The organism is Novosphingobium mangrovi (assembly GCF_022818885.1).
Classification (GTDB): Bacteria; Pseudomonadota; Alphaproteobacteria; order Sphingomonadales; family Sphingomonadaceae; genus Novosphingobium; species Novosphingobium mangrovi.
Window position 1 is genome coordinate 69941 of record NZ_JALHAT010000024.1, and the last position, 19696, is coordinate 89636.

The window sequence follows — 19696 nt, forward strand, 5'->3', positions numbered from 1 at the left end:
CGGAGGCGCAAGGGCAAGGGCGCCTTCCCCCTTATCGGTCCGGCGATACCGCAGCCCCGGCCAGAAGCGCGCGCACCGCGCCCCGGTCGGTCTTGAACGAGACCGTTCGCGGAAGTGCGGCTGCGAAATGCCAGCGCGCGGGCACATGCGTTGCCGGAAGATGCGCGCGCACGTGGGCTTCCAGCGCCCGGACTTCGGGAGGACAGCCCGGATCGCGCGGCACGACAAGCGCACCGGGCACTTCGTGCAGCCGCGCGTCGGGCACGCCAACAACGGCGACCTCGGCGACCTCGAGGTGGGCAAGAAGCACCTGTTCGACCCGCTCGGGCACGATCTTGAAGCCGCCACGCTGGATCGCCCCGTCGGCGCGTCCGAAAAGGGTGAGGAAGCCGTCCGCGTCGAGCGAACCCAGGTCCGATGTCACGATCCAGTCCGCTCCCATGCGCGGGGAAATCACTTCGACCCGGCCCACCTCGCCCGCAGCGGCGAGAGCGCCATCCTCCTCGCGCCGGATACGGATCTTCGCCCCACCGAAAGGGCGCCCGACGCTGGCCGCCTTGTCTGTGCCATAGGTGCGCAGGAGATCGAGCGAGAGCGCCGTCACTGGGCCGCCGAACTCGGTCGCGCCATAGGTCTGCAGCACCGGGATGCCGTAAGTCGCCTCGAAGCGTGCACGCACGTCGGGATCGACAGGCGCGGCGCCGGTCGAAAAGCTGGAAAGCGAGGCCAGATCCTCGCGCGGGATCTGCGCCTCCAGGATCATCGCCAGCGCGGCCGGAGGTCCACCACCTGCCGGGGGCCGGAACTCGACCACGTAATCGCGCCAGGCCGCGACCGAAAAGCGTTCGAGCAGGATCACGCGCTCGCCGCGCAGGAACGACATGGCGAGCGAATAGAGCCCCGAGATGTTGCTGAGCGGAAAGCACAGTAGCGGAGGCGCGGCCGGTCCGGTTCGTGCGCTGGCCAGCGCCTCGGCCTGGCGGACGTAGCCCAGCACGACATCGTAGCCGATGGGAAAGGGCTTGGGCGGTCCGGTCGTGCCACTGGTCAGGATTTCCAGTGCAGGCAGGCCGGGCGCGCACGGCAGAGCGGCCCGCGCCTCAGTCCTCGTTCCCACAGCCGCCGCCCCGCCCGGATCGAGCGCAATTCCCACGATACCCGCCGCCGCAAGCGCGCGCAGCACGGCCGGTGCAAAGTCGCCCCGCTCCATCACCAGCGCGGCCACCTCGCACGCGGCAATCCGCGCCGCCAAGGCCTCGGGCGATTGGAAAGGATAGAGCATGCGCACGCGCCGTTGCTGCGCCAGAAGCGGGAGGAACGCGGCCAGCGAACTTGGCGAATTGCGCGGTGCGAAGGCGACCGGAGCCTCGGGCGGCACATCTGCCGCGTCCAACGCAGCCTCCACACCCGAGGCGACGGCACGGATCTGCGCCCAATGGGTCCAGTGCCCTTCAAAGCGCACGGCCGGGCCGTCCTGTGCAAGCGTCTGGCGGCACAGCGCGGCGAGATCCTCGGCATTCGGGGCAGTGCGGGCCATGGTCATGGTGCAAGGATGAGCCCGGTACCCTGCTCTTGGAAAGTCGCAGGCCCCTCCCCGGCCCAAGCATCGCCACGGCGTTTCGCCTCCCGCCCTGCCGCCGTCAGGATCGCGCCCACACGACACGCGGGAGTCCACTGTACCCGCGGCGAACCGGGAGACGATCACGATGCCCCCCATGAAGGTGGTGCAATGGACCACGGGCAAGGTCGGCACCTGCGCCCTGCGCGCAATCCTCGACGATCCGCGCCTCGAACTCGTGGGGCTCTATGCGCATTCGCCCGGCAAGGTCGGCGAGGATGCCGGCGCGCTGTGCCAGCGCCCGCCTTGCGGGATCGCGGCGACAGGCGATGTCACAGCGCTCATTGCCCTTGCGCCCGATGCGGTCGTCTACACGCCCTTCCTGGCCGATCTTGACCACCTGGATCGCCTGCTGCGCGCCGGGATCAATGTCGTGAGCACCAACCTGCTTCTCAACTGCGGCGGACTGACCGGCGCGGTAATGGAGCGGCTGGAGGCCGCCTGCCGCGAGGGGGAAAGCTCGCTGCTCATCAGCGGGGTCAACCCAGGCTGGATCAACCAGGTCGCCGCCGGGCTCACCGCAGTGTGCCGCAAGGTGGACAGCGTCACCATCTCGGAATCGACCGATGTGTCGAACTACGCCTCGAAGGAGACCTGGGATGCGCTGGGCATCGGCCGCGCCGAGGCCGATGCCGCGGTTCTGCAGGCCGCGCGAGGGGCCATGGTGTCCTTTCGCGATGCGGCCACGCGTTTGGCAGGCGCGCTCGGCCTCAAACTCGATGCGCTGGAGTTCGAGATCGCGCACGCGCGCGCCGCGCGGGACGTGGACCTGGGCTTCATGCAGATCCCCAAGGGCACCTTTGGCGCGCTGCGTTCCGCCTGGAGCGGGCGGATCGGCGGCACGCAAGTCGCGCGCATCGAGGTCGCCTGGTATCTGACCGAAGAATTGGAAGAGGCCTGGACCTTCGATGCCGACCACTACCACGTCGCGGTGCGCGGGGAGCCCGATGTCGAGATGCGCGTGCGCTTCGTCGCGCCAGACTGGCAGGGGAGCGACTGGAGCGTGCTGACCGCGCTGCCCGCCGTCAACGCGCTGCCCCACCTTGTCGCCGCGCGCCCAGGCATTCTGGGCCTGGAGGATGTGGGCCTCGTCACTGCGCCGGTGGGGGCGTGGCGCCAGGGAACTGCGCCCGAATGACCTCGCCCGGGCACTTCTGGCCCGCCGGAGAGGTCGGGGAGGTACCTGAAGACGGCACGCGGCTCGTGCGGATTGGCGACCCGGCGCGCCCCGTCCTCTTGTGCCGTTCGGGCGGGCAGATCCACGCGATCTCGCCCTGGTGCAGCCACGCCGAACAGGAACTTGCCTGCGGCCTCGTGCGCGAAGGGTGGATCGCCTGCCCCGCCCATGGCGCGCGCTTCGATCTTGCCAGCGGTGAACCACTCAATCCCCCGGCCAGCGCGCCGCTTGCCACCTACCCGGTGCAGGTGGAGGAGGGCACGGTCTTCGTCGCGCTCTAGCTCCGGCTAGATGCGGATAAAGGGCTCGTCGCGGCGGTTAAGCGGTTCGCAGCCATCCTCAGTGATAAGCCAGAGGTCCTCGAGGTGGACATTGCCCGTCGCATCGAGGTGCAGCACCGGGCAATCGACGCTGAGCACCATGTTCGCCTCGATCAGGTGGTCGTCCTTGCGAAAGTGCAGGCTGTCGTCGGCATAGGCCTCGTCGGTGTGGAACAGGCCCACGCTGTGCGCGGCGCAGGGAATCGCGATCTCGTAGCCCGCGCGCGCGACCGCCTCCTGGCCGATCCGGCGCACGTCGGAATAGCGAAGGCCCGGCTTCAGCGCACCGGCAATGGCCTCGTTGGCGCACTGCGCGGCCTCGACCATGTGCATCACCACCGGGTCAGGCTCGCCCACGAAGACGGTGCGGCCATAATCGCCATGGTAGCCCGCATAGTGGCTGACCGCGTCGATCTGGAAGCTGCGCCCATCGCGCAGCACGCCGTCGCGCTTGCGCATGGTCATGCTGTCGGTCGAGATGAACAGCGGGATCCCGCCGCGCTTTCCGGTCTCGGCAAAGAAGGCCAGGCGCATGTCCTCATAGGTGCTGCCCGCCCCCATCTGCTGGATCGCCGCGCGCGCCGCATCGGCGTTGTTCTGCGCGGCGTGGCGCATGAGCTCGATCTCACGCGGGGACTTGATCATGCGGATGCGGCGCAGGAACGGTGCGGCCAGACGATATGCCAAGCGCTCGCCCAGGATCGCATCGATCATCGGGGAATCGGTGGCGATGGTTCCGCGCGTCCCGGCCAGCACATCGCGCAGCGCGCTGGCCGCGTCGGGATAGGGACGGTGGAGCTGCAAGGTCGCGCGCGTGGTCTCCTGGCTCAGCGCATCGAGCGTATCAGGGCTGCCTCCCGGAGGCGCGGAGAGGAAGATCGGCGGCGCGGCATCGCCCTCCAGCCCATCGGGTGCGGTAAACAGGCGGATGTCGAGCGCGCCTCCCTCCACCGGCGCCTCCACATCGTGGAGGTAGTGGATGAACTGGCTGGTGATGAGGGTAACGCAGGCCCCCTTGTCGGCAGGCACGATGGCAAAGGCCGCCCCCGCCTGCCCCATCGCCACGGTCTGGGGCCAGAAGCCGGTGGCCTGGTAGATGTTGGTCGGATCGCTCAGCACCAGTGCAGAGACCTCAGCGGCCTCCAGGCAGCCTTGCGCGACGTCGCGGTTGAGGAGGGGCTGTAGTGTCATGGCGGCGGCTTTTCCCGAAATGTCTGTTCTGGCGTTCGGCACGCACAGGAGCATGGCGCATAGCTTCTGCGCCAATCAGGAATCCTTAATGGCGATAAGGGCTTCTGATTTCAGCCGTTCCGGGCGCGGTGATACCAGTCGCGGCAACGGGTGGACACCAGGTGACGGCAACCCGCCACGAGGGAAGACAACAAGAACACGGAAACGGGCCGTCATCGCCAAATAACAGGGATCGTGCCGGAGCGGCCGCCCGCCCAAGAGGCAGGCGCCAACGAACCGGCACGACAAAATGGGGAATCAAGCATGACCAGCATTCTGGGGGCCCGCCGGGCACTCCTTCTGTCTTCTGTGCCTTTCGTCGCTCTCGCGCTCGCCTCGGGCACGGCCCAGGCCCAAAGCGTCGAGAGCGCAGCCAGCGCGCCGAGCGATGAAATCCTGGTGACCGCCCGCAAGCGCGGCGAGGACATCCTCAAGACCCCGATCTCGGTCACCGCGCTCACCTCCGAGGCAATCGAGGCGCGCGGCATCCAGTCGATCAACGACATCTCCGACTACACCCCCAGCCTCAAGATCGTGACCAGCTCGTCGGGCCGTAACGACCGCTCGTTCCAGCAGATCATCGTGCGCGGCTTCACGCCGTCCAGCTCGCTCATCCAGACCACCTCGATGTTCATCGACGGCGTGCCGATCTCCAGCTCGACGGGCCTGCAGACCATCGCCAGCCCCGAGCGCATCGAGGTCCTCAAAGGTCCGCAGAGCGCCTACTTCGGCCGCCAGACCTTTGCCGGCGCTGTCAACGTCGTCACCAAGACCGCGCCCGATTATCTCGAAGCCAGCGTCACCGGCATGATCGGCACGCGCGAGAACCACGAGCTCAAGGCCTCCATCGGCGGTCCGCTGATCGAGGGCCTCGTCGGCTTCCGCGCCAGCGTGCAGGAAACCGCGCGCGGCGGCTCGTGGGAGAACCAGGGCGTTCCGGGCCAGATGCTGGGCGACCAGCGCACCCGCGCAGGGACGCTTGCGGTCGAGTTCACGCCCGCCCCCAACTTCACCGCCAAGGTCTTCGGCCTCATCTCCGAGAACGACGATGGCCCCAACGCCACCGGCTTCCTCTCGGCCTACGAGCTGCGCGATCCCAGCGGCGCGGTCATCGTGCCCGACAGCTCGAACTGCTCCTTCGGCTCCAACCCGTACTTCTGCGGCACCCTGCCCGGCCTTCCGGCCGGCACGCCCTCGACCAACACCGTCGACACGCCCTACATCCAGGACTTCCTCGCCAACCCGCAGGGCCGCGTGATCGATCCCAAGAACGGCCCGGACGGCTACGGCCTCCTCGCGCGCTTCTACCACCTGCACATGGCGCTCGACTGGGACGTGGGCAGCGGCATCACGCTCTCCTCGCTGACGGGTTACAACAACGAGCGCCGCAGCCAGCTCTCCGACCTCGACCTCTACTACAACACGACCATCCCCAATTCCTCGAACGATCCGGGCGCGCGGGACTTCTACGACTACCCCTACCTCGTCGAGGCCGTGCTCAAGGACTTCTCGCAGGAAGTGCGCGCGAGCTACGACGACGGTGGGCCGTTCACCGCCACGGTCGGCGGCAGCTACCTCAACGCAACCTACCACGGCGCGGGCGGCGGCAGCCCGGGGGGGCTTGGCACCACGCGTTTCTCGATCGTGAGCGGCAAGACCCGCAACCGCACCTTCGGCGCCTTCTTCGGCCTGGGCTACGAGATCACGCCCGAACTCTCGATCAACTTCGACGGGCGCTACCAGATCGACACGATGTACGCCTACGCCCAGCCGACAGGGATCACCATTGCCTCCGACGCATTTGCCCCTGAAGGCTACTACGAGGGCGGTTCGCTGCTCGCCAAGGAGACCTACCGCAACTTCACCCCGCGCGTGATCGTCAACTACGACGTCACGCCCGAGATGATGGTCTATGCCTCCTACTCGCGCGGCGTGAACCCGGCGGCCTTCAACACCGTGTTCCTCTCGAACCTCAGCGCGCAGGCGCAGCAGCTTGCCGCCGATGCGGGCCTGCGCGTGGCGGTCGAGCCCGAAACCCTCGACAACTTCGAGATCGGCGCCAAGGGCCGCCTGTTCGGCAATCGCCTGCGCTATTCGCTCGCAGCCTGGTACGGCATCTGGGACAACCAGCTCAACGCCAACGTCATCAACCTGATCGACCCGGCTGACAATCAGGTCTACAACCTGCAGGCCCAGCTCAACACCGGCAAGGTCAACATGTACGGGCTTGAGGCCGAACTCTCGTTCGCCCTCGATGAGCATCTGACGCTGGGCGCCAACGGCTCGTACAACGACAGCGACATCCAGGAACTGAGCGCGCCGACGGTGACCGGCCTCACCGGCATCACCGACTTCAGCGGCAAACACAATCCGCTCGCATCGCGCTACTCGGCCTCGGCCTCGGTGGACTACCGCCGACCCGTGGGCGAGGACGTGGAAGCCTTCGCGCGCGCCGACTTCACCTACAAGTCGGGCATCTACACCAACGCCTCGAACCTGACCAAGACGCCCGACATGACCCAGGTCAACGTGCGTCTGGGCTTTGGCAACGACAGCTTCCGTCTCGAAGGCTTCGTGACCAACCTGTTCAACAACAAGGCCTATCCCAACGCGATCGACTTCTCGCTGCTCGACAGCACGTTCCAGTACCTGTCGGCCAACGCCGGGGTCGCGGTCGCGCTTCGCGAACTGCGTACCTTCGGCCTGCGCAGCACGGTCAACTTCTGACCCCTCACGTGGCGGGTGCTCCGATGGGAGGGCCCGCCACGGCTTTTTATCAGTTTCAAGCGGTTTGCCCCCGGCCGCGTGACCGTTCCCCGGATAACCGGACCGCGCCCGAAGGCCCCGCGACCCGCCCGCCTATACTCGCGCCCCAGGGGGAAATCGTCATGCACATGCCCGACCGGGAGGGACCTGCGCCCACCGGCCCGCTTCTGGCCTGGATCACCGTTGCCACGCTGTTCCTGGCCCAGGTCATCTCGACCATCGACCGCGGCATGCTCGCGCTTGTCGTCGACCCCATCCGCGCCGATCTCGGCATTTCCGAAATGCAGATCGCGCTGCTCCAGGGCTTTGCCTTTGCGATCTTCTACGTGACCGTGGGCCTGCCGCTCGGCGCCGTTGCCGACAGGGTCAACCGCCGCAAGCTGCTGATCGCCGGGATCGTGGTCTGGAGCCTCGCCACCATCGCCGGCGGCCTTGCCGAAGGCTTCGGCGCGATGTTCGCCTCGCGCCTGTTCATCGGCGTGGGCGAGGCGGTCCTGGGCCCTTGTGCGGTGACCATGATCAGCGATCTCTTCCCCCCTGAGCGCCGCGGGCGCCCGATGGCGCTCTACGTCTTTGGCAGCATGATCGCCTATGGCCTGGGCTCGCTCATCAGCGGGCTCATCCTTGATGCCGCGCCGCGCGGCGTCTTTGCAGGCCTGCCCTTCATCGGCGGGCTTGCCCCCTGGCGCCTCACCTTCATCCTCGTCGGGGCGAGCGGCGCTGTCATCCTGCTTCTGCTCCTCGCGCTGCGCGAGCCGCCCCGGCGCATCGACACGGCCGTGGGCCAGGAACAAGCGGGCGCGCTTTCCTTTGGTGAGGGTCTTCGCGCCATGGCGGCCCGCGCGCGCATTTTCGGGTGCTACTATGGCGCCCTCGCCCTCTTCGCGGTGGGCGGATCGGTGGCGACGATGTGGGGCGCGGTGTTCCTCACCCGCCAGTATGGCCTCGACATCGGCACGGCCGGACAGAGCCTTGGCACCGGACAGATCGTCTGGGCGGTCCTCGGCGCTGGGCTTGCGGGCATCGTGGTCGACAAAGTGGGCGCGCGTGGTGGAGCCGCGCTGCGCATGCGCCTTGCCGCAACGCTGACGCTCCTCGCCATTCCTTCCGCGCTTCCCGTCCTTGCCGGAAGCGCCGCTCTGGCCACGCTGCTGCTGGGCGCAATCATGGGCGTCATGGCTCTCTACGGGACGGCCATGCTCGCCATCCTCTCCGAGATCGCCCCGCCCTCGCTCCGCGGCTTCGCGGTCGCGCTCTATGCCTTCGTGATGACGTTGATCGGCGCCTCGCTCGGCCCCATTGCCGTGGCCGGACTGACCGAGAACGTCTTTGCCGATCCGGCCCAGGTCGGCTGGTCGATGGCCATTGTGGGCACCGTTGCTCTGGGCCTCTCGGCACTCCTTGCCTTCACGGCGGCCTCCGCCATTGCGCGCGAACAGGAGACCCTTGCATGAGTTCGATCACGCGCGGCTACGCGCCCGGCCCCTATGGCCAGCTGCACTACCGCATCGCGCCCTTCTCCGGCACTGCGGGCGAAGAAAGCGGTCCGCCGCTCCTGTGCCTGCACCAGACCCCCTCGCACTCGGCCGACTGGCTGCCGATCCTGGAGCCACTGGCAAAGGGTCGCACCGTCATCGCCCTCGACACGCCCGGCTACGGCATGAGCGACGGGCCCGATGCCCCCACCACGATCGAGGACTACGCGGCCACCGCCGATGCCTTCATGGCCCGGCTGGCCGAGGACGGCGTGCTGCCCGCCGATACGCAGACCTACGATGTCATGGGCTTCCACACCGGATCGCTCGTCGCCACCGAACTTGCCCAGAGCCGCCCCGAGCGTGTGCGCCGGGTCGTCGTCTTCGGCCTTGCGGCCTACCCTGAGGATGTGCGCCAGACCAAGCTCGCGAACCTGCGCGGCGCCTTTCCCGAGCCTGGGGCGGACCTTGCCCATGTCGAGAAGCTCTGGGCGATCATCGGCACCCTCTCGGACCCGCGCATTACCTGGGAAGAGCGCCACGTCAGCATGGCCGAATGCCTGCGTCTGGGCTCGCGCATGCCCTGGGGCTACATCGCGGTCTACCGCTACGACTTCCTGGGCGCGATGGCCAAGGTCACCCAGCCGGTCCTGGTGATGAATCCCGAGGACGACCTGTGGGAGGTCACCCGGCGCACGTCGCATCTCTTCGCGAACGGCCAGCGCGTTGATATGCCCGGCGTCGCCCACGGCGTGCTCAAGCTGGAAACCGCGCGCGTCGTGGAGACGATCACCGGCTTCCTCGATCCCTGATGCACACCTGACCGAAAGGGCCCCGAACGCGTGAACCTGATCCAGCTCAAGCGCATGATCGCGATCTACGAAAGCGGCAGCCTGCGCAAGGCGTCCAAGGAGATCGGGATCACGCAGCCCGCGCTCACCCTCTCGATCAAGCAGCTCGAGGAGGAGTTCAACACCACCCTCTTCGAGCGCGGCCCCTCGGGCGTGCGCCCCACCGAAATGTGCGAGAAGCTGGTGCGCCGCGCGCGCCTGATGCTGGCCGAGGAACGCCGCATCGTCGCCGAACTGACCGAGGCCGACCGCCACCCGCGCATTGCGATGGGCCTGCACCCGATCCTCGTTTCGGAATGGCTGACCCAGACGCTGCGCGCCTTCATCGAACAGAGCCTGCCGGTCGATCTGCGCGTGCGTGATGGCTACACCACGCAGCTCCTCGAACGCCTCTCGGCAGGCGATCTCGACTTTGCCTTCTGCGGCCTGCCCCCCGATTTCGAGGACAAGGCCTTCGACTTCGAACCGCTGTTTCGCCGCGACTACGCCATCGTCGCGCGCGCCGACCATCCCGTCTTCGACGAGGCCAGCGGCGTCGATCCGCGCAGCTTCGTGTGGTCGCAATTGAGCGCCTACGACACGCTCGACCCCTTCGAGACCAGCGAATTTGCCGAGGCCATGGCCCGCTTCGGCTACCACCCGGATTGCCGCACCGTGCGCGTCTCCTCCGCGGCGCTGCACCGCTCGCTGATCCTCGATGGCGGGATGCTGGGCATGATCGGCTGCGATGCAGTGGACGGCGAACTGGAAGACGGCACGCTGCGCCGCGTGGGCGGATCGGCCATCCCCGCCCCCGCCTTCGGCTTCGTGACCCTGAAAGACCGCTACGAGACCCGCATGGTCCGCCAGCTCAAAGCCGTCATCCGCCGGTCCTGCGAGGGTTAGACAACTAGAAGAGATATCCGAGGGCCATCGCCCTCGGGCTCCCCGAACTGGCGACCTCACCAGTCTCGGCCACGCTGGCGCGAGAGCCCTGAGGCTGCCCGTTTTTGGGGTCAAGGGGCGATGGCCCCTTGAAATATCCCTTCTTCTTACGGGAACCTGGACAGGAATGCTTCCAGTACCCGCGCCGTCCCTTCCGGGTTGTCCTGCATGACGAACGCCCCGGCCTGCTCGACCACCTCGGTCCGCCCGTCCTGCAGCGCGGCCTCGGCCGTGGCGCGAAACTTGATGTAGGCCTTGTCGAATTCGCCGTAGACCATGAGCGTTGGCACCGGGATACGCGGCATGGTGCCGACGATGTCGGTGATCGCAACGCCGCGTTCGCTCGGCTGGATCCAATGCCCGGCGGCCTTGCGGCTGAGGATGCCTTCCTGGTTGATGGGCCCGGTGTTCACGATCCCGAAGATCTGTTCCAGCAGCTCGGGCGGGGTCGGCACCGGGTCGCCGTTGGCATCGAAAAGGTCCTTCTGGCCTTCATCGACGATGGCGTGGATCTGCTCGAGCGAGCGCTTGGAGCCCAACGCACAGGAGACCAGCGAAAGCGAGCGCACCCGCTCGGGCCAGAACGCGGCGAGCGGGACGGCGAGGCACCCGCCCAGCGACGTGCCGATAAGGTCGACTTTGTCAAAACCCATCTCGTCGAACGCCCCGACAAGCAGCGCGGCGGTCTCACCCAGCGTCTGGATATAGGGCGGCGCGCCGTCCCAGCGCGAGCCGCCGTGGCCGGGAAGGTCGAAGGCGATGACCTGCCGCCCCTTGGCCAGAAGCGGCGCGACATGGCGCCAGTCCGACAGCCAGCCGCCCAGCTTGTGCAGCAGCACCACCGGCGGGACACCGGGCACGGCCTCGCCCACCACCGCGTAGTGCAGGACGCCGCCTGCCCGGCGCAAGGTGCCCGTGCGCGTCCACTCCCCCGGGAACGGCAGGTCCGATGTTGCACTGGCGGCGGCGCCCGTCGCGGCGGAGACGGCGCGCGTTCCGGCAAGCGCGGATGCGGCGGCCAGAAGGCCCGCGCCCCGGCCCAGGTTTCGACGGCTGATCATGGCTGCTTCACTCCCCTTTGAAATACATCGTGCAAAGGCCGCTCAGGCCCACATGCGCGGCTCGCGGCCCAGCGTCGGATCGGCCACGAAGGCGTTTTCCGGCACCGGCAGCCCCAGATTCTCGCGCAAGGTCCCGCCTTCGTACTCGGTGCGGAACAGCCCCCGGCGCTGGAGGATCGGGATGACCTCGTCGACGAAGTCCTCCAGCCCCCCCGGCAGGTAGTTGGGCGAAAGCGAAAAGCCGTCCGCCCCCCCCTTGCGGAACCAGTCCTCGCACAGGTCCGCCACCTGTTCGGGCGTCCCCGCGAACGAGAAGCTCGCGCGCGAGACCACCACGCGGCGTGCCAAAACACCGATCGGCAGGTCCTCCTCGCGGGCCATGTGCACGATCGATTCCTGCACCCACTTGCCCCCGTTTGTCTCCGGGATGTCGGGCAGGCGATCATCAGGCGAGAGATGCGAGAGGTCGACGCCCAGCTGGAGCGAGAGCGTGCGCAGCGCGAGCGCCTCGGGCACGAGGGCGAGCAGTTCGGCCTCGGCACGGCGCGCCTCTTCTTCGGTGGAGCGCACGAGGAACTGGACAGACGGGATCACCTTCATGTGATCGGGGTTGCGCCCGAAGAGGGCGGCCCGCCGTTTCATGTCGGTGTAGAATTCGCGCGCCACCTCCAGCGAACGGGCGGCGGTGAAGATGAGATCGGCGGTGCGCGCGGCAAGCGCACGGCCGGCTTCCGACCCGCCCGCCTGGACGATGATCGGGTGCCCCTGAGGCGGACGCGCGACGTTGAGCGGCCCGGCTACCTTGAAGAACTCGCCCTCGTGCGCGAGTTCGTGGACCTTGTCGGGATCGAAGTAGCGCGCGTTCTCCCGGTCACGCAGCAGCGCGCCGTCTTCCCAGCTGTCCCACAGGGTCTTCACGACATCGACGAATTCCTCCGCGCGCGCATAGCGCCCGGCATGGTCCATGTTCGCATCGCGCCCGAAGTTGCGCGCCTCGCCATCGCTCGCCGACGTGATCACGTTCCAGCCCGCACGTCCCTTCGAAAGATGGTCGAGCGAGGCGTAGCGGCGGGCGATGTTGTAGGGCTCGTTGTAGGTGGTCGAGGCCGTGGCGATGAGGCCGATGTTCTGCGTCACCGCCGCCAGCGCGCCCAGCAGCGTGGTCGGCTCAAGCTTGCCCGCATAGTCCGTCGCGGCAAAGGCCTCCTTGCCCGAGATCGAGGGAAAACCGACACTGTCGCCCGAGAAATAGCAGTGCATCTTGCCGCGCTCGGCGGTCTGGGCGAGGTGCGCATAATGCGCAAAGTCGTGCTGGTCGACCGCAGGCGCGCCCGGCCAGCGCCAGCCGCCCGGATGCGCACCGCTGTTGTGGATGAAGGTCGCCAGGATCATCTGGCGCTGTGTTTCGGACATGGACAGGATCTCCGGATCGGTCAGGCGTGGCTGGCGCGGATGACGCGCGCCAGTTCGCTGTCGGGTTCGGCCCGGGCGTAGGCACGCCAGGCAAGGAGGAAGCACAGGCTCGCCAATGCGAGTGCGGGCAGGACAACAATGACAAAGGAGGCCGCAATGCGCGCTTCATCGCCCAGGACCGTCTGCGAGACGAAGGCAATGAGGAACGGCCCGCCCGCCCCTGCCGGAAGCGCGGCAACGACACTGAGCAGCGCATAGGAAAAGCCGCGCATGTCGTTGGGCGCGATCTCCTGCACGGTCGCGTTCATCGCGACATTGAGCATGGGCGTCGCCAGGCTGATCGCGGCCAGGCACACGATGGCCGGAACAAGCCCCGGCGCCAGTCCGGCAAGCCCCGCCGGAAGCGCCAGCACGGGAAGTGCGGCCATGACCAGGATACGTCCGCCCCTGCCCGCGCCGAGACGCGAATCCGCGACCATCCCGCCCAGGAAATAGCCCCCCAGACCGGCGATGAGCAGGCCCAGCCCCAGGAGGTTGGCGATCTCGGGCAGGGTGAGCGCGAAGGTGCGCATGAGAAGCGGCGCCGTCCAGGCGCTCACGCCCACGAAGGCCACGTAGTAGAGGCAGAAGCCCGAGAAGAGCGGCACGACAACACGGCGTTGACGCCACAGGTAAGCGAGTTTCTCGGCGGCGCGCGACGGTTCGGCGCAGGCGGAGGCCTGGCCCCGGCGTGCCGGCTCACGCACGGCAAAGAAAAGCAGGCCCACCACCGGACCGACAAGGCCACACAGCAGGAAAGCCGTGCGCCAGGGCACCAGTTCGCCAAACCCCGGCACGGACAGGTGCAGATCGGCGGCAACGATGTAGCCGGGAATGACCGAGGAGAGCGCCGTGCCGATGGTCGCGCCGATGAGGTAGGCGCTGATCGCGCGCCCCCGCCGCGCTGGCGGAAACATGTCCGCGATGAGCGAAAGCGCGGCGGGCGCCACCGCCGCTTCGCCCAGGCCCACCAGCGCGCGCAGGACGAAGAAGACCTCGAAGTTGGGAGCAAGGCCGCCGAGCGCGGTGGAGACACTCCAGACGATGATCGCCCAGCCCAGCACGTTCTTGCGCACCCTGGCGTCGATCAGCGAGCCCAGCCACAACCCGCAGATCCCGCTCAGCAGCGAATAGGCCAGCCCCATGAGGAGGCCCATCTGGATATCGTCGATACCCAGATCCGCCTTGATCGGCTCGGCCAGCACACCGACGATGGCCTTGTCGATGCTGTAGAAGTTGGCGGCCAGAAACAGGAGCAGCATCGGGAAGAGGCTGCGCTGCAGCGGCGGATAGGCGCTCTCCTGCGCGGTGGGGAGCGCCTCAGTCGACACGCACGGTCCGTCCGTCGATGCAGGCCAGGAGGCGCCCGTCCGCATCGTTCAGGATCTCGACCCGCTCGCCATCGAGGTAGATGATGTCCTCGAAGTGGAACTTGCCGATGCCCGGCCCGATCCAGGGCAGATCGCAGCTCAGCACCATGTTGTCGACCAGTTCGAAGGCGTGCATGCCCCCGCCCGGGTGCGGGTGGTCAGTGTGCTCGAGCCCCACCGAATGGAGCCCGGCCGCCTTGAAGTCGGGATTGCCGTGGTCCTTGATGCATTCGACGACCGCCTTCTCGACGTCACTCGAAAGTGCGCCGGGGCGAAAGTGGGGAAGCGAGGCGCGCCAGCCCAGCCGCGTCGCGTTGTAGCGCTTGAGTTGCTCGGGATTGGGTTCACCAATCACCGCCGTGCGCCCGATATCGCTGGTGTAATGGTCGAACTCGGCGGTCGCATCGAAAGTCACCATGTCGCCCGGCAGCAAGGGCGCGTTCTTGGGCAGGCGCCCGAAGGCGGGGCGGTAGGGGGTGATGAGAAGGAACACCGGCCGCCCTCCGGCAAGCGCGGCGGCCGACCAGAACACCCGCTCGGCCTCCGCGCACGAAGCGCCCGCCGCCACGGCTTCGGCGGCGACTTCGAGCGCGAGTTCGGTCTTGCGGGCCGCGGCGCGCATGCGCGCCATCTCCGCCGGGGTCTTGACCATGCGCATGTCGCGCAGGAGATCGCGCGCCGGACAGATCTCGATCGTTCCGCCGAGCAGCGTCTGGACGTCGAGACCAAGGCCCCGGTCCTCGAAGGCAACCCTCGCCCGCTCGAGCCCCATCTCGCGCAAGTACTGCGCGACCGCCTCCTGGTGGTTCTGGGGCAGGCCTTCGGCGGTCAGCGCCCCCTGCACGCCGCCCGCGCCGATGCCGGGCTTGCGGGCATAGCCGCGCACCGCCATCCAGGTGCCCTGTCCCTGCTGGGGCTGGCCCATGTCGACCTCGACCGTGAGCACCGCGGCATCGCGGGCATGGTCGCGCGGCAGGATCGCCAGCGCCAGATCGCCAAAGCCCCAGCTGGCGTCGGTCGCCCAGCTCGAAAGATAGAAGGTATTGATGGGCGTGGAGGCGACGACCACATCGATCCCGTCACGGTCCATCAGCGTATCGGCGCGGGGGCGGTTTATCAGCATCGGCAGGTCGGGCTCCACAAGACGCGAAAATCGAGAGCCAAGGGGTACCAAGGCCCCGTCATTGATCGAAATCAAATAGGCTTATCGCCTCCATGGATTCCTGATTGGCATCGTTTGCGTGTTCGTGCTTGTTGGAATGCCGACGCAGGCCCTGCCGCCGGTTCGACCGGCCCTTTCGCGCAGTGCCCTTCACTTCCGGCCACTTTCGCGATTTGGGATTCTCGACGATGAAACTGCTCGCCTTCATGATGCAGACCGGCGGACATATCGCTGGCTGGCGCCATCCCCGTGCGGCCGAGCGAGCGCTGTGCGACATCGACTATTTCCGTGAGCTGGGACAGACCGCCGAGCGCGGCCTGTTCGACGGCGTCTTCCTCGCCGATTACGTGGGCTATCACCCGGTCAAGAGCGCGGAGATCTTCGCAGGGACAGAGAGCCCCAAGCTCGATCCGCTCGCCGTCCTCTCGACCATTGCGGCGGCGACGGACACGATCGGCCTCATCGGCACGGCCTCGACCACCTACAGCCAGCCCTACGACCTGGCCCGCCGTTTCGCCTCGCTCGACCACCTGTCCAAGGGGCGCGCGGGCTGGAACATCGTCACCTCCACCATGGAGAACGAGGCGCACAACTACGGCCGCGAGGCGCACATGGGCCATTCCGAACGCTATGCGCGCGCCGAGGAATTCGTCGCGGTGGCCCGCCGGCTGTGGGACAGTTGGGAGGAAGGCGCCTACCTTGCCGACAAGGATAGCGGGCGCTGCACCGACCCGGGCCGCATCTCGGCGGTGAACCACGCAGGCGAACACTTCCGCGTGGCAGGTCCACTGACCGTGCCGCGCAGCCCCCAAGGCCATCCCGTGCTGGTCCAGGCCGGCGCCTCGGCGACCGGACAGCGCTTTGCCGCCGGACATGCCGAAGTGATCTTCACCTCGCACCCCACCATCGCCACCGCCAAGGCTTTCCGCAGCGCCATGCACGCGCAGCTTGCCGAATTCGGACGCAGTCCCGAAAGCCTCAAGGTCATGCCCGCGATCACCCCGATCCTGGGCGCCAGCCGCGCCGAGGCGAAGGACCTCCAGCGCGAGCTCGACGCGCTGATCCCGACGCAGGTGGCGCTCTCCAAGCTGGAGGCGCTGCTCGGCAATATCGATCTGTCTGGCCACGATCCCGATGGCCCACTTCCCACCTTGCCCGAGGCCGCGCTTGCCGGGCAGAACTCCACCCGCGACCGGGTGCTCGAACTCGCCACGCGCGAGACGCTCTCCTTGCGCGAACTGGCCCGCCGCGTGGCCGGGGGGCGCACCAGCCACAGCGTCGTGGGCACCGCATCCGACATTGCCGAGACCCTGATTGCCTGGGAGCGCGAGGGCGCGGCCGATGGCTTCGTCATCTCCCCTCCGGTCCTTCCCGCAGGGCTCAGCGATTTCGTCGACGAGGTCGTGCCCATCCTCCAGGAGCGCGGGCACTTTCGCCAGGCCTACGAGGGGTCGAGCCTGCGCGCGAACCTGGGACTGGCGGTACCGGAGAACAGCTTCACCCACGATCCGCACAGCCGCATGGCGCCGGAGATCTTCTAGAAGGCGAAACTCCGCGCCTGCTGCGTGCAGTTAGCGCTAAAGAGAATGCAGATTATTCACCTGTCCAACAGGGAACTTTTCCGCCTCCAGCACGGCCCCTGATCCTGAGAGGGCGCCGCGACTCGCGCGCAGGCGTGGCCTGTGTCGCCAATGCCACACATAAGCCCGAAAATGCGGCGCGAACTTCACGACGAATCCGCGACGTTCCCGTGTCCATCTCATGACATCCATTCGCGCGCCGGTCACACAAGTGACCCGAAACGGTCATCACCCCTGCCTAGCTCACCGCTCCGACGCGACCTCCTGAAATAGCACGGAAAAGTTGATAATGCAGAGAATGACCTGTTTGCGCGCCACGCTCTCGCTGGGCACCCTGGCCGTAGCCCTGATCGCGGGCGCAGCCCCGGCCCTCGCCGAGACCGCCGAGGACGACGCTACCGGCAACGCAGCAGGCCTGACCGCCGCCGCGGCGGCTGCGGACGCCGCCGACGAGGCCGGTGGTAACGCGATCATCGTGACTGCCGCCAAGACCACGCGTTCGGCCACCGAACTGGACGGGGTCGAGGTCCAGAAGATCCTTCCCGGCGTCTCGCCCCTGCGCGCGGTCCAGGCCATGCCCGGCGTCATGTACCAGACCGCCGATCCGTGGGGTAACAACGAACAGAACATGTCGCTGTTCATCCACGGCTTTGCCATCAACCAGCTGGGCTACAGCCTCGACGGCATGCCGCTGGGCGATCTCAGCTACGGCAACATTGCCGGCATCACCCCCCAGCGCGCGATGGTGTCCGAAACGATGGGCAACGTGGTCGTATCGACCGGCGCGGGCGACCTCGCCATGCCCTCCAACATCAATCTGGGCGGCGGCATCGAGATGACGACCTCCGATCCCAAGGCCAAGGCTTCGGCCGAAGTGCGCCAGACGGTGGGCTCCTACGGCACCTCGCGCACCTTCGTGCGCCTCGACACGGGTGAATTCGACGCCGACGGCACCAACGCGGGCTACGTCTCGGTCGTGCGCCACCGCGCCCGGGCCTGGGACTTCGACGGCCGCCAGGGCGGCTGGCAGGCCAACGGCAAGTTCGTCCACGAGAACGACGCGGGCAAGCTGACCCTCTACGCCGCCTTCTCGGACAAGCAGGAGCCCAACGAGGACGGCACGACGACTTTCGTCAACCCGGCCAACGACGCGCAGGCCTACATGCCCTACGTGCGCCCGTTCATGTATCCCGACTTCCAGGCCGCGCTCGACTACGTCGATGAAAACGGCGACACCCCGCCCGAGGAGGGCAGCAACTACCTCAACTATTTCTCGGCCGCGCTGCGCACCGACTACATCGGCTACCTCAAGTACGACGCGAACCTGGGTTCCAACACCACCTGGACCAATCAGGTCTACTACCACCACAACGACGGCCAGGGCGTTGTCGCGGGCCCGCTCGGCCAGTCGATCTCGGTCGTTGCCGCCTACTATCCCGAGCTGGACCGCGCAGGCCAGGTCGAGGTCACCGGCGAGAGCGGCTACGTGACCCGCGTCACCGAGTACCGCATCGACCGCGCCGGCGCGCTCTCGACGCTGCGCATGAACCTTGGCAACCACAACCTCCAGGCCGGCGCCTGGTTCGAGCACAACTCGGGCACGACCTGGCGCAAGTGGTACGCCCTTGACGTGAACGCACCGACCGATCCCTACCACTGGCAGAAGGACGAGCTGTTCACGCAGTATTCGCTCGAATACCGTGTAAACACGCTGCAGCTGCACCTGCAGGACGAATGGAACGCGACCGATCGCCTGACGGTCCTGGGCGGCTTCAAGTCGAGCCTCGTCTTCTCCGAAGGCTGGTACCCGATCCAGCCGGTCGCCGGGTCCTACTCGGGCATGGACGGCGGCCTGCCCTCGGGCTCGATCAGCACCAAGCGCTGGTTCCTGCCCGCCATCGGCGCGCGGTATGACTTCAACGGCACCGAAGAGATCTACTTCAACATCCAGAAGAACATGCGCAACTACGGCACCGCGCCGTGGGGCCAGGGCAGCCAGGCCGCGTTCGACTACTTCAAGGATGTGGGCCGTCCCGAAACGTCCTGGACCTACGAGGCGGGCCTGCGCAGCCACCACGTGTTCCCCGGCTCGTTCCTCAGCTCGCTCGACGCCCAGATCAACTACTACCACGTCGACTTTTCCAACCGCCTGCTCTCGATCAGCACGACGGTGGGCGGCCTTGGCGGCGGTTCGATCACGGGCGGCACCAGCACGCTGTTCAACGTGGGCGGCGTGAAGACCGACGGTGTCGATGCCTCGATCACGCTGGGCCTGGGCTCGATCTTCTCGATCTACAACGCACTCTCGTTCAACAGCTCGCGCTATGGTAGCGACTACACCGACGGCACGACCGTCTTCGCAACCGACGGCAAGCAGGTCCCGGGCAGCCCGAAGTGGATGAACAAGACCATGATCTCGGCCAACTTCGGCCCGATCGACGCGCAGATCGAGGGCCAGTACATCGGCAAGCGCTACGCCACCTACACCAACGACGGCGTGGTCGACTCCTACTACATGGCCAACGCCCGGATCGCCTTCGACCTTGCCGGGTACATCCCGCTGGAAAAGGCCTCGGTCTCGCTCAACGTCACCAACCTGTTCGACGAGAAGGGTGCCTCCACCATCAGCACCGGCCGTCCGAGCGCGGTCTACGCCACCTTCCCGCTGGCCCCGCGCCAGTGGTTCCTGACCTTCACCGCAGGTATCTGA

The 19696-nt window shown here is 67.4% G+C and carries 14 protein-coding genes; 8 read left to right on the forward strand and 6 right to left on the reverse strand.

The features are described 5' to 3' along the window. Nucleotides 1–31: 31 nt before the first annotated feature. A complete protein-coding gene (locus tag MTR65_RS13355; protein ID WP_243800990.1) occupies nucleotides 32–1537 on the reverse strand; it encodes a class I adenylate-forming enzyme family protein in 1506 nt (501 codons plus the stop codon). Nucleotides 1538–1706: 169 nt separating this feature from the next. On the opposite strand from MTR65_RS13355, the gene MTR65_RS13360 reads away from it, so the two are divergent. Beyond that, entirely contained in the window at nucleotides 1707–2756 is a 1050-nt protein-coding gene (locus tag MTR65_RS13360; protein WP_243800991.1) for an NAD(P)H-dependent amine dehydrogenase family protein, read from the forward strand. Beyond that, the gene (locus MTR65_RS13365; protein ID WP_243800994.1) at nucleotides 2753–3076 is read left to right on the forward strand and encodes a Rieske (2Fe-2S) protein; all 324 of its coding nucleotides are present in this window, start codon (nucleotides 2753–2755) and stop codon (nucleotides 3074–3076) included. Before MTR65_RS13360 ends, MTR65_RS13365 begins: the two co-directional genes overlap by 4 nt. Nucleotides 3077–3082: 6 nt before the next feature. Here the strand turns inward: MTR65_RS13365 and MTR65_RS13370 are convergent, their stop codons facing one another. Continuing rightward, complete coding sequence (locus MTR65_RS13370; protein WP_243800996.1) at nucleotides 3083–4306, reverse strand: M24 family metallopeptidase; 1224 nt, start codon at nucleotides 4304–4306, stop codon at nucleotides 3083–3085. A 303-nt stretch (nucleotides 4307–4609) separates the two neighbouring features. Between MTR65_RS13370 and MTR65_RS13375 the strand changes: the two genes are divergently transcribed. The 4 genes from MTR65_RS13375 to MTR65_RS13390 all read left to right on the forward strand — a co-directional run bounded on the left by MTR65_RS13375 (nucleotide 4610) and on the right by MTR65_RS13390 (nucleotide 10322). After that, nucleotides 4610–7072 (forward strand): TonB-dependent receptor, encoded by a 2463-nt coding sequence (locus MTR65_RS13375; RefSeq protein ID WP_243800999.1) that lies wholly within the window; start codon nucleotides 4610–4612, stop codon nucleotides 7070–7072. 161 nt (nucleotides 7073–7233) lie between these two features. Continuing rightward, nucleotides 7234–8565: an MFS transporter gene (locus MTR65_RS13380; RefSeq protein ID WP_243801001.1), complete on the forward strand. Its 1332-nt coding sequence runs from the start codon at nucleotides 7234–7236 to the stop codon at nucleotides 8563–8565. Next, the gene (locus MTR65_RS13385; protein ID WP_243801003.1) at nucleotides 8562–9398 is read left to right on the forward strand and encodes an alpha/beta fold hydrolase; all 837 of its coding nucleotides are present in this window, start codon (nucleotides 8562–8564) and stop codon (nucleotides 9396–9398) included. The genes MTR65_RS13380 and MTR65_RS13385 overlap by 4 nt, the downstream gene beginning before the upstream one ends. A 30-nt stretch (nucleotides 9399–9428) precedes the next feature. Continuing rightward, nucleotides 9429–10322 (forward strand): LysR family transcriptional regulator, encoded by an 894-nt coding sequence (locus MTR65_RS13390; RefSeq protein ID WP_243801006.1) that lies wholly within the window; start codon nucleotides 9429–9431, stop codon nucleotides 10320–10322. A 146-nt stretch (nucleotides 10323–10468) separates the two neighbouring features. Here the strand turns inward: MTR65_RS13390 and MTR65_RS13395 are convergent, their stop codons facing one another. From MTR65_RS13395 to MTR65_RS13410, 4 genes are read right to left on the reverse strand one after another with little or no spacing between them, the layout of a single operon-like run. Continuing rightward, nucleotides 10469–11422 (reverse strand): alpha/beta fold hydrolase, encoded by a 954-nt coding sequence (locus MTR65_RS13395; protein ID WP_268739435.1) that lies wholly within the window; start codon nucleotides 11420–11422, stop codon nucleotides 10469–10471. 42 nt (nucleotides 11423–11464) lie between these two features. Beyond that, nucleotides 11465–12835 (reverse strand): LLM class flavin-dependent oxidoreductase, encoded by a 1371-nt coding sequence (locus tag MTR65_RS13400; protein ID WP_243801007.1) that lies wholly within the window; start codon nucleotides 12833–12835, stop codon nucleotides 11465–11467. A gap of 20 nt (nucleotides 12836–12855) precedes the next feature. Further along, nucleotides 12856–14205, reverse strand: coding sequence for an MFS transporter (locus MTR65_RS13405; RefSeq protein ID WP_243801008.1), 1350 nt, complete (start codon nucleotides 14203–14205; stop codon nucleotides 12856–12858). Continuing rightward, nucleotides 14195–15367: a M24 family metallopeptidase gene (locus MTR65_RS13410; RefSeq protein ID WP_243801013.1), complete on the reverse strand. Its 1173-nt coding sequence runs from the start codon at nucleotides 15365–15367 to the stop codon at nucleotides 14195–14197. The genes MTR65_RS13405 and MTR65_RS13410 overlap by 11 nt, the downstream gene beginning before the upstream one ends. Before the next feature lie 227 nt (nucleotides 15368–15594). Between MTR65_RS13410 and MTR65_RS13415 the strand changes: the two genes are divergently transcribed. After that, nucleotides 15595–16947, forward strand: a complete 1353-nt coding sequence (locus tag MTR65_RS13415; protein WP_243801015.1) for an LLM class flavin-dependent oxidoreductase — start codon at nucleotides 15595–15597, stop codon at nucleotides 16945–16947. A 328-nt stretch (nucleotides 16948–17275) separates the two neighbouring features. Next, nucleotides 17276–19696: a TonB-dependent receptor gene (locus tag MTR65_RS13420; protein ID WP_243801017.1), complete on the forward strand. Its 2421-nt coding sequence runs from the start codon at nucleotides 17276–17278 to the stop codon at nucleotides 19694–19696.